Below are 9,402 nucleotides of genomic sequence, written 5' to 3'. Positions count from 1 at the left end.
GGGCGTAGCGGAAGCCGGTGTTGCCGGACGAGCCGTCGGGGGTGTTGCGGGTGCGGGCGGCGACGCGGTAGCGGTTGCAGTACGACTCGTGGCACAGGTAGGAGCCGCCGCGCAGCGCGCGCCCGTCGCCCCAAGCGTCCGCGCACCATTCCCACACGTTGCCCGCCACGTTGTAGAGGCCGTACCCGTTGGGGGCGAACGCGGTGACCGGCGCGGTTCCCCGGTGGCCGTCCTCCACGGTGTTGCGGGTGGGGAAGTGCCCCTGCCAGATGTTGCACATGTGCCGGCCGTCCGGGGTGAGCTCGTCGCCCCACGCGTAGCGCGCGCCGTCCAGGCCGCCGCGCGCGGCGTACTCCCACTCGGCCTCCGTGGCGAGCCGGACGCCGGCCCAGCGGCAGAACGCCACGGCGTCGTTCCACGAGACGTGGACGACCGGGTGGTCGCCGCGTTCGTCCAGGTTCGTCCCCGGGCCCTCCGGTTCCCGCCACCACGCGCCCGCGACGCCGCACCACCAGGGCGTCCGGTCGGGACGCGGCGACACGCGCCGCACGGAACCGGGCAGGAAGCCCGCGAACACGTACGACCAGCCGAACCGTTCGGCGTCGGTGCGGTAGCCGGTCGCGGCGGCGAACTCCGCGAACTCGTCGTTCGTCGCCGCGTACGCGGACATCGCGAACGGCTTCACCGTGACGCGCCGTACCGGGCCCTCGCCGTCGCCGGGGTTGGCGTCGCGGTCGTCGTTCCCCATGCGGAACGAGCCGCCGGGGATCGGCACCAGGGAGCCGCGCGCCGCCCCGCCGCCCGCCCGGACGGGCGCGGACGCGGACGAGGGGGCGGGTGCGAGGGCTTCGGCGCGGGCGGGGGTGCAGCAGGGGCGTTCGTCGGTCACAGTTCCCTCAGGTCGTCGGCGATGGCGTGCAGGGTCTCGCGGCCGATGACGCCCACGGCCAGGCCGGCGATCTCCAGGAGGGAGAGCGGCATCGCCTCCGGCAGCAGCGGGCTGTCCAGGAGCGGCCCGAGGTGCTCGCGGAGCACCGCCTCGGCGGCCGGTTCGCCGAGCAGGTCGCGGACGGGCGTCGTCACGTCCAGCCTCGCCGCCGGGAACTGCGCGGCGGTGAGCGGGGGCCGTCCGGATTCGAGCACCCGGTCCCACTGTGCGCGGACGAGCAGATGGCCGGACGCGACCGGCCCGTGCCGGGGCAGCCCGAGACGTTCGTACTGTTCGGCCGGTGCGTCCTCGGCGCGGAGCAGGCCGGTCATGAGGGCGGCCATGCGCAGTTCGAGGTCGTCGTCGACGAGCGGGTTCTGTTGCTCCGGGTCGGTTTCCAGGTCGTACAGGAGCGTCCCGAAGGCGTGGGGATCGGTGTAGGCGTAGCCGGGCGCGCGCAGGGGGGCGACGCCCTTGGTGAACGTGAACGGTTCGGCCTGAGCGGCCTGCCGGAGCGTCTCCACGGGGAAGAGCCCGCGCATGTGGGCCGGCATGAGGGTGTACTCGGCGAGCGGCCGGTTGCCGGGTTCCGCGCAGGCCCGCATGTAGACGTACCGTCCGTCGGTGACGCTGACGTGGCCGCCGAAGATGCCGAACAGGCCCGCCTCCCGGACGGGCGCGTCCCGTGCGACGGCGTCGCGCAGCGGGACGCCCCGCATGTCGGGCGTCCGGTCGACGCCGAAGAACTCCAGCAGCGTCGGCCCGAGGTCGATCGTCTGGACGAGCGCGGCGCGGCGCTCGCCCGCGACGCGGCTGCGCGGGTCCCACACGAACAGCGGGAGGTGGATGGTCTCGTCCCAGAACGGCGGCGCGTTCTTGCCCCACCAGTCGTGCTCGCCCAGCAGGAACCCGTGGTCGGTGCAGACGATGAGGAGCGTGTCGTCCCACAGGCCGAGGTCGTCCATCGTGTCGAGGACGCGGCCGAGCGACCGGTCGCACATCGACAGCAGGGCCATGTACTGGTTCCTCAGGTGGGCGACCTGTTCGGGGGTTTCGGTGACGCGCTTGTAGTCGGGCCAGTCGAAGAGCGGCCCGTCGTAGTCGTCCGGGTAGAGCTTCTTGTAGTCGTCGTAGCTGAAGAACGGCTCGTGCGGGTCGAACGTCTCGATCTGCAGGAACCAGTCGTCCTCGGTGTGGTTGGTGCGGAGGAAGTGCAGGCCCGCGTCGAACGTCCGCGTCTGCGGATGGTCGGCCTCGTCCGTCAGGTAGAGGCGGTTCACCCGGTCCTGGCGCCGCAGCGGGTTCGCGCCGTGCGGGACGGTGTCGGGCGTCGGCGGGTCGGCGACGTGGCCCTTCCACTCGTCGCCCTCCTGTCCGCGGAAGAACTCGAAGGTGGAGAAACGCGGATGGTACGTGGCGCCGCCGTCGAGCCAGTAGTGCTGGTGGTCCGTCGCGAGGTGCGCGTGGACGCCGTGTTCCTTGAGCATCTGGGGGACCGAGTCGTCGAACGGTTCGAGCGGCCCCCAGCCCCGGTGCAGGAAGTTGTACCGGCCGGTGTGCAACTCGCGCCGCGCCGGGATGCACGGCATGCTGCCGCCGTAGCAGGTGTCGAACGTGGCGGTCCGCGCGGCGAGCCGCGTGAAGTTCGGCGCGTGCACCCCCGTCGCGCCGTAGGGCGGCAGGAACCGCCGGTTGAGGCTGTCGAACATCACCATGATGGCCTTCATCGCACCGTCCTGATCCGGTACACCGCGAGGGAACCCAGCAGCATGATCACGCGGAGACCGCGTACAGGGTGCGGTAGCCGCCGAAGTAGGTGAGCACGACCCACGCGACGCCGAACGCGAGGGGGACGTTCTGCGCCGCGTTGACGACGCCGAGGTCGCGGGCGCGGCTGCGCCGGTCGGGCAGCACGTCGGTGACGAGCGCCTGGTCGACCGACAGGAACGCGCCGTAGCCCGCGCCGAGCAGCACCGCCCCGGCCAGCGCGGACGGCCAGGTGGGCGCGGCGGCGAGCAGTGCGGCGGCGGCGCCCTGCAGCGCCCCGGCGACGGCGATGAGGTCGCGGCGCCGGCCCAGCGCGTCGGACACGACCCCGCCGAGGTGGCCGGTCGCGGCGCAGCACACCAGGTAGACGAGCGTGAGGATCAGCAGCGAGCCGTCGGGGTCGCCGCGGTGCAGCACGTCGGTGAGGAAGTACAGCAGGTAGGTGGTGCCCGCCAGGTTCCCCGCGTTGATCAGCACGCGGGACAGCAGCGCCCAGAAGTAGTCGGGATGCTCGCGGGGGCGGGGGAACGGCACCCGCTCCCCGGCCACCGGCGCGGCCGCCGCGTCCGCGCGGACGGCGGCCGCGACCGGGGCCGGGCGAGGAAGAACGGCAGCGGGGACAGCGCCGCCAGCAGCGCGACGGCCGCCCAGCTGGACGCGAGGGACGTCACCAGCATCGTGACCAGCACCATGCCGGCCACGAGCGCGATCACCTGCGGGACGCCCATCGCGGCGGACGCCGCGCCGCGCCGGTGGGGCGGCACCCGGTCGGCGATCACGGCGCTGAGCGCGGCGAGGACGGCCGCCGCGCCGACCGAGACGACCACCATCAGGCCCGCGACCACGGGCCAGCTCGCCGTCGTCCCGATCAGCGCGTACGGGACGGCGGCGAGCGCGAACCCGCCGAGCGCCCAGACGCGGCGGCGGCCGAACCGCGTCCGCGTCCGGTCGCACAGCATCCCGGCGACCGGGACGCAGACCACCACGACGACCGAGTTCTGGATCAGCAGGTACGACAGGACGTCGACCTTGTCGGCGGGGGCGATCTCGCCGATCAGGTGCGGCGTCATGAACTGCGGCGGGAGCAGGATGATCAGCCAGTAGCCGAACCAGGCGGCGCCGTATCCGAGCAGCCAGGGCCGTCCGATCCCGCCGTCCGCGCGGGCGGGGGCGGCGGCGGTCCGGACGGCGGCGTCCGTCGGCTCGCTCATGCCTGGTCCGCTCCGTTCCGGGCGCGCGCCCACGTCCGCAGGTAGGACTCCGCGCCGCGCGCCAGGTCGGCGATGATCTCCGGTCCGCCGACGCGGCCGACGTCGGCGAGCCAGTCGGGGACCAGGCCGTAGTTCGCGACGCCGTCGGTGTTCAGGTCCCAGGTGCGTCGCCCGGTGCGGAGCCGGTCCAGCTCGACGGACGGGTCGAACGGCGATGTGAACGGGTAGCCGAGGGGGTTCGCGTCGTTGTCCGTGCGGGGGGAGGGCAGGGGGCCCATGCCGTTGGCGTCGAGGCCGTAGCCGTAGCCGAACGTGTGGCGGGGGTCGCGGTTCCGCTTGTTGGCCGCCCATTCCCGGACGAACCCGTCGGCGGGGGAGCCGTAGCCGGTGACCATGCCGCCGAGCCGGTAGAGGCGGCGGACGAAGTTCTCGTCCGTCCAGCTGTGGGACGACACGACGCCCGAGTACCCCGCGTCCTCCAGGAGGGAGAGCGTCTCGTCGGCGGCCTTGACGCTCATGTGGTCGACCTCGACGATCATGCCCCGGTCGATCATGCCCTCGACCATGTGCGCGCCGAGGTCGGTGAGCCCGCGGACGTTGCAGTGCGGGGGGCTCGGATACAGCGGGAGCGTGATCCCCGCCATCCCGAGGTAGCGGAGCGGTTCCCGCAGGGCGTCGCCGAGTCCGCCGGCGGGGGCGATGGTGTTGTCGTGGGCCGCGCCGGTGCACGTCTCGGCCTGCCAGAACCGTCCGGTGCCGAGGAAGTTGCCCGCGTTGACGACGAGCCCGGTCGTGCCGGGGTCGAACCGGACGCCGCAGAGCGCGTTGTCGAACTTGTGGCACAGGAACATGGAGGAGACGCCGAGTTCGCGCATCTCGTCGAGCCCGCGGTCGATGTCGTCGCGGGTGCACTGCGGCTTCCCGCCGATGGAGCGGCAGCCGAACGGCTCGGACGTCTCGACGCCGAGGACGACCGCGAGCTTGCCGGACTCGATCACCCGCCGGGCTTGCGCGGGGCCGGTGACGATCCGGAACCAGCCCTGGCCGGGGCCACCGTTCCGCTCGTCGATGTACGCCTCCATCTCGCGCGTCCGCTGCGCCTGCAGGCGGACGACGTCCATCTCGTCGCACGCGTTGCGCTTCAGCGGGTAGACCTCGCAGAGCTGCCGGTTGGCGACGAGCTGGTTCACCAGGACGCGCTGCCCGGCGCGCCAGGACCGCTCCAGCCAGGCGTAGTAGACCTGCTGGTGGGTGCGGGAGTCCCAGGCGGGCCAGTCGGCGAAAGTGGGCCAGCCGGTGGGGTCGTGCGTCCCGAACGGGGTGCCGTGCCGGGTGAAGTTCTCGAACCACGCGAACGCGCCGTTCGCGCCGTGGTCCGGGCAGTCGGCCAGCGCCGCCTCGATGCCGCCGGGGTCGAACGGCTTCCCGCAGAGCAGGCTGCCGCCGAACGCCTCGTACGACATGAGGTGACTGTGCAGGTCGACGTACCCCCGCACCTCACCTTGCGGGGAGGACGGCGACGCGCGCGCCGCCGCGTGCGCGGACGGTGTCGGGCAGGCGGCGAGCAGGGCGGTGAGCAGGGCGGCGGCGGTGAGGACGGTGGCGAGCGGACGGAGCGGGCGGGGGATGAGCATGGGGCACCTCGACCGGGGATGGGGGCCACGGTTGTGAGGTGAGTGAACCACCGATCCGGCGAAAAGTGAACAAGTCTCATGTTGACCGGTCCGATCCGGCGAGGTCGGTGAAGTAGGCGCGGAGCATGCGGGCGCCGAGCGCGATCACCGCCGGGTCGCCGTCCTCGGCCGTCTGGAACGCCAGCCGCAGCAGCCCGTCGGACGCGTTGATGGCGACGAGCAGGACGCGCTCGTGGTCGGGCAGCGGCGGGAGCCCGGCCTCGCGGGTGCCCAGCTCGTGCAGCCGTCCGGCCATCTCGGCGTCGATGCGCCGGACGAGGTCGGTGTCGACGGGGCCGGTGTCGCGGAAGTCCGCGACGAAGAAGCCGGTGACGGTCCGGCGCAGGGCGAGGCTCTCCTCGTAGCCGAGGACGGCCGCGTCCGCCCACGTCCGCACGGGTTCGGCCGCGAGCCGGTCGTGCAGGCGGGCGAGGAGGATCTCCAGGTTGCGCATGGCCAGCTCGTGCGCGAGGCCCTGCTTGCCGTCGAAGAACTGGTAGAGCGTGCCGATCGGGACGCCCGCCCGGCGTGCGACGTCCCGGGTGGTCAGCGCCTCGTAGCCGGACTCGGCGAGCAGTTCGGCGCAGGCGTCGAGCAGCCGCTCGAAGCGGTCGGCGCTGCGTCGCTGGGTCGGCCTGCGGCGCACTCCGGGCGGCATGGCGGTCCCCTCTCTGGTGAACATGACGCTTGTTCATGTTTAATGTGACGGCAGCTCATGTTAGGAGAACCATGGACCCGCTTCCCGAAGGCTGGCTCTGGGGGACGGCCACGGCGGCCTACCAGATCGAGGGCGCCGTCGCCGCGGACGGCCGCGGCCCGAGCATCTGGGACGCCTTCACCGCCGAACCCGGCCGCGTGAAGAACGGCGACACCGGCGACGTGGCCTGCGACCACTACCACCGGTGGCCCGAGGACGTCGCGCTGATGGGCGACCTCGGCGTCAACGCCTACCGGTTCTCCGTCGCGTGGCCCCGGATCCAGCCGGACGGGCGCGGCCCCGCCAACGCGAAGGGGCTCGACTTCTACGACCGGCTCGTCGACGCCCTGGCCGAACGGGACATCGCTCCCGTCGTCACCCTCTACCACTGGGACCTCCCGCAGGCGCTCCAGGACGGCGGCGGCTGGATGGACCGCGACACCGCGCACCGCCTCGCCGAGTACGCGGGGCTCGTCGCCGACCGGCTCGGCGACCGCGTCGCCGCGTGGATCACGCTGAACGAGCCGTTCGTCCACATGACCGAGGGATACGGCATCGGGACGCACGCGCCCGGCGAGGCGCTCCTGCTGGACGCGCTCCCGGCGGCCCACCACATGCTCCTGGCGCACGGCCTCGCGGTCCCGGTGCTGCGGGAACGCTCGTCCGGGCTCGTCGGCCTCACCAACAACTACAGCCCGGTATGGCCCGCGAGCGGCGCGCCCGCCGACCGCGCGGCCGCCGCCGCGTTCGACGTCCTGCAGAACCGCCTGTTCACCGACCCCGTGCTGCTCGGCCGCCTGCCCGACATGAGCGCCTACGGCATCGCGCGGGACGGGCTGCCGTTCGTCCGCGACGGCGACCTCGCCGCGATCGCCGCGCCCCTCGACCGGCTCGGCGTCAACTACTACAGCCCCACCCGCGTCCGCGCCCCGGGCGCGCCGCCCCGGCCGCGGCCCCGGGCGGGTCGGTGCTCGGCGAGGTCGGCGGGCACATCGAGGACGCGGGGCTGCCGTTCGAGGACGTCCCGATCGACGGGTACCCCCTCACGGGGTTCGGCTGGCCGGTCGTCCCGGACGGGCTGCACGAGCTGCTGACGGGCCTGCGCGACACCTACGGCGACCGGCTCCCGCCGATCCTCGTCACCGAGAACGGCTGCTCCGCCCCCGACGACGACCCCGGCCGCCCCGACCGGGACCGCATCGACTACCTGGACGGCCACCTGCGCGCCCTGCACCGCGCGATCGGCGACGGCGTGGACGTCCGCGGCTACTTCGTGTGGTCGCTGCTCGACAACTTCGAGTGGGCCGAGGGGTACGGGCAGCGGTTCGGCCTCGTGCACGTCGACTTCGCCACGGGAGCCCGCACGCCCAAGGCGTCCTACCACTGGTTCCGGGAGCGGCTAGCCCGGTACCGGTGAGCGGGACGCCCAGGTACCGTCGAACCCCCGCCGCGACGACGATGGACGGTCATGAGCGAGCTGACGATTCCCGGGGTGCTGGCCCGGGCCGCGACGACGTCCCCGGACGCGGAGGCCGTCGTCGACGGGCCCGTCCGCGTCACCTACGCCGAGCTGCGCGACCGGGTGCGGGCGGCGGCGCGCGCGTTCGCGGCGGCGGGCGTGGAGCCGGGCGACCGGATCTCGATCTGGGCGCCGAACGGGCTGCAGTGGATCGTGACGGTGCTCGGCGCGGTGTCGGCGGGCGCGGCGCTCGTCCCGCTCAACACCCGCTACAAGGGCGACGAGGCCCGCTGGCCGCTGGAGAAGGCCGAGGTGAAGCTGCTGTTCGTCGAGGACGGCTTCCTCGGCATCGACTACCCGGGCCTGCTCGGGCAGGACGCGTCCGGCGCGGTCCCCGGGCTGCCCGGCCTGCGCGGCATCGTCACCTTCAACGGCCCCGAGCGGCCCGGCGTCACGTCGTGGGACGCGTTCCTCGGCGCGGGCGCGGCCGTCCCGGCGGCCGCCGCGGACGCCGAGGGCCGCGGCCGTCGCGCCCGGCGACATCGCCGACATCCTGTTCACCTCGGGCACCACCGGACGGCCGAAGGGCGTCCTGTGCACGCACGAGCAGAACATCCGGACGTACGAGGCGTGGACCGGCCGGACGGGCGTCGGCGCGGGCGACCGGTACCTCATCGTCAACCCGATGTTCCACACGTTCGGGTACAAGGCGGGCGTCCTGGCATGCCTGCTCAAGGGCGCCACGATGGTCCTGCAGCGGGTGTTCGAGGCGGACGAGACGCTCCGGCTGATCGAGCGCGAGCGGATCACCGTCCTGCCCGGCCCGCCCACGATCTACACGACGCTGCTGGACGCGCCCGGCCGCGAAGGCCGCGACCTGTCGTCGCTGCGGCTCGCCGTCACGGGCGCCGCGGACGTGCCCGTCGCGCTCGTCCGGCGCATCCGCGCCGAACTGTTCCCGCAGGTCGTCACCGCGTACGGGCTGACCGAGTCGTCCGGCACCGTCACCGCCTGCTCGGTGGACGACGACGACGAGACGATCGCGACCACGTGCGGCCGCGCCATCGCCGACGTCGAGGTCGTCATCGCGGGCGAGCAGGGCGACCCGGTTCCGACGGGGGAGGACGGCGCGGTCCTCGTGCGCGGCTACAACGTGATGAGCGGCTACCTCGACGACCCGGAGGCGACCGCCGCGACGCTCCGCGACGGCTGGCTCGACACCGGCGACCGGGGACGGCTCGACGAGCGCGGCAACCTGCGGATCACCGGCCGGACGAAGGAGATGTTCACGGTCGGCGGCTTCAACGTGTACCCGGCGGAGATCGAGGACGTCCTCGCCCGCCACGACGCGGTCGCCGAGTCGGGCGTCATCGGGATCCCGGACGAGCGGCTCGGTGAGGTCGCGCGCGCCTACGTGCGCACCCGCCCCGGCGCGTCCGTCGCCGCCGACGAGCTGATCGCGCACTGCAAGGAGCGGCTCGCGAACTTCAAGGTCCCCCGGGAGGTCGTCTTCGTGGACGACCTCCCGAAGACCGCGTCCGGCAAGGTCCGCCGAGTGGACCTGCCCCGCTGACCCCGTTGACCTGCGCGTGTGCCTTATCCGGCCGTTCATAAGGCAACACGCCGCAGGTCAACGAACGGGCCCGGCTAGAGCGCGGCGGCGACGC

At 73.4% G+C, this 9,402-nt stretch carries 7 protein-coding genes and 2 pseudogenes; 3 read left to right on the top strand and 6 right to left on the bottom strand.

Features of this window, described 5'->3' with window-relative positions:
* The 6 genes from BJF79_RS23630 to BJF79_RS23605 all read right to left on the bottom strand — a co-directional run.
* A partial coding sequence (locus tag BJF79_RS23630; protein ID WP_083733753.1) for a formylglycine-generating enzyme family protein occupies positions 1-889 on the bottom strand: 889 nt, incomplete at its 3' end.
* Positions 886-2,655, bottom strand: coding sequence for a sulfatase-like hydrolase/transferase (locus BJF79_RS23625; RefSeq protein WP_075900525.1), 1,770 nt, complete (start codon positions 2,653-2,655; stop codon positions 886-888). The genes BJF79_RS23630 and BJF79_RS23625, both read right to left, overlap by 4 nt.
* A gap of 46 nt (positions 2,656-2,701) precedes the next feature.
* A complete protein-coding gene (locus BJF79_RS55755) occupies positions 2,702-3,229 on the bottom strand; it encodes an MFS transporter (protein ID WP_158079267.1) in 528 nt (175 codons plus the stop codon).
* Positions 3,166-3,906 carry an MFS transporter gene (locus BJF79_RS23615; RefSeq protein WP_075900521.1) on the bottom strand — a complete coding sequence of 247 codons (741 nt, stop codon included), beginning with the start codon at positions 3,904-3,906 and terminating at the stop codon, positions 3,166-3,168. Before BJF79_RS23615 ends, BJF79_RS55755 begins: the two co-directional genes overlap by 64 nt.
* The gene (locus BJF79_RS23610) at positions 3,903-5,540 is read right to left on the bottom strand and encodes a Coagulation factor 5/8 type domain-containing protein (protein WP_075900519.1); all 1,638 of its coding nucleotides are present in this window, start codon (positions 5,538-5,540) and stop codon (positions 3,903-3,905) included. The genes BJF79_RS23615 and BJF79_RS23610 overlap by 4 nt, the downstream gene beginning before the upstream one ends.
* A 76-nt stretch (positions 5,541-5,616) precedes the next feature.
* Entirely contained in the window at positions 5,617-6,261 is a 645-nt protein-coding gene (locus tag BJF79_RS23605) for a TetR/AcrR family transcriptional regulator (protein WP_262402469.1), read from the bottom strand.
* Between the two features lie 47 nt (positions 6,262-6,308).
* On the opposite strand from BJF79_RS23605, the pseudogene BJF79_RS23600 reads away from it, so the two are divergent.
* From BJF79_RS23600 to BJF79_RS23595, 3 genes and pseudogenes are all read left to right on the top strand, one after another.
* Positions 6,309-7,693, top strand: a pseudogene (locus BJF79_RS23600) (glycoside hydrolase family 1 protein).
* 51 nt (positions 7,694-7,744) lie between these two features.
* Positions 7,745-8,005 (top strand): annotated as a pseudogene (locus tag BJF79_RS61270) (AMP-binding protein); the annotation flags it as partial.
* Between the two features lie 271 nt (positions 8,006-8,276).
* Complete coding sequence (locus BJF79_RS23595) at positions 8,277-9,308, top strand: AMP-binding protein (RefSeq protein WP_316043422.1); 1,032 nt, start codon at positions 8,277-8,279, stop codon at positions 9,306-9,308.
* The last annotated feature ends 94 nt before the right edge of the window (positions 9,309-9,402 follow it).

Source organism: Actinomadura sp. CNU-125, from assembly GCF_001942465.1.
Lineage (GTDB): Bacteria > Actinomycetota > Actinomycetes > Streptosporangiales > Streptosporangiaceae > Spirillospora.
This window is presented reverse-complemented; position numbering and strand designations above follow the sequence as displayed.

Coding starts and splice junctions, on each gene's coding strand:
- BJF79_RS23605 (WP_262402469.1), bottom strand. CDS start 6,261: ATGTTCACCAGAGAGGGGACCGCCATGCCGCCCGGAGTGCGCCGCAGG.
- BJF79_RS23610 (WP_075900519.1), bottom strand. CDS start 5,540: ATGCTCATCCCCCGCCCGCTCCGTCCGCTCGCCACCGTCCTCACCGCC.
- BJF79_RS23615 (WP_075900521.1), bottom strand. CDS start 3,906: ATGAGCGAGCCGACGGACGCCGCCGTCCGGACCGCCGCCGCCCCCGCC.
- BJF79_RS23625 (WP_075900525.1), bottom strand. CDS start 2,655: ATGAAGGCCATCATGGTGATGTTCGACAGCCTCAACCGGCGGTTCCTG.